2 pseudogenes and 1 other annotated feature are annotated in these 699 nt (G+C 39.2%); both pseudogenes read left to right on the top strand.

The window, feature by feature from the left end:
- Positions 1-114 (top strand): annotated as a pseudogene (locus CF596_RS08675) (IS982 family transposase); the annotation flags it as partial.
- A gap of 8 nt (positions 115-122) precedes the next feature.
- Positions 123-699 (top strand): annotated as a pseudogene (locus CF596_RS08670) (IS3 family transposase); the annotation flags it as partial.
- Positions 398-513 (top strand) — a sequence feature (AL1L pseudoknot). It overlaps the preceding pseudogene by 116 nt.

Genomic DNA, 699 nt, shown 5'->3' with positions numbered 1-699 from the left:
GGGTGAAATTGTAAATTCAGATTTATCAAACGGACATATTGCTGATCTTAAAAAAGTTGAGGATTTAGTGAATGAACCGTACCGGGTTTGTCGGAGAGTCAATATTCTGAGAGACTATCCCTATGACAAAATTAAAATATACCCCTGAAATCAGAGAAAGAGCGGTTCAATTATTGATTGAATCTGAAAAAGATTATCCTTCTACTTGGGCTGCAATCACAGCAATTGCGCCTAAGATTGGTTGTACTCCTGAAACACTTCGTGCCTGGCATCAAAAGCATTTAGATCAGCAAAATCCTATTAAAGTACAACAGATATCTGATCAAGAAAAAATGAAGCAAATGGAACGTGAAATTAAAGAATTAAAGCGTGCCAATGAAATTCTACGTAAAGCAGCCGCTTTTTCGCCCAGGCGGAGCTCGACCGCCCACACAAATAATGGTGGATTTTATCCATAACAATAAAGATCGATATGGTGTTGATGCGATTTGTAGGATTTTACCGATCGCAGCTTCAACCTATTACCGAACTTTAGATCTCGCTGACAATCCAGAACATCGAGCGAAACGTGCTCTGCATGATTTACATCATGCAGAGCAAATCAAACGTATTTGGAAAGAAAGTTTAGGTCGATATGGTGTGCGTAAGGTCTGGCAACAATTGAAACGTGAAGGTTATGTTATCGCACGTTGTACAGTT

Source organism: Acinetobacter sp. YT-02 (assembly GCF_002412355.1).
In the GTDB taxonomy this organism is placed as follows: Bacteria; Pseudomonadota; Gammaproteobacteria; order Pseudomonadales; family Moraxellaceae; genus Acinetobacter; species Acinetobacter towneri.
The sequence above is the reverse complement of the archived record's forward strand: the minus strand, read 5'-3'. Positions and strand labels throughout refer to the sequence as shown.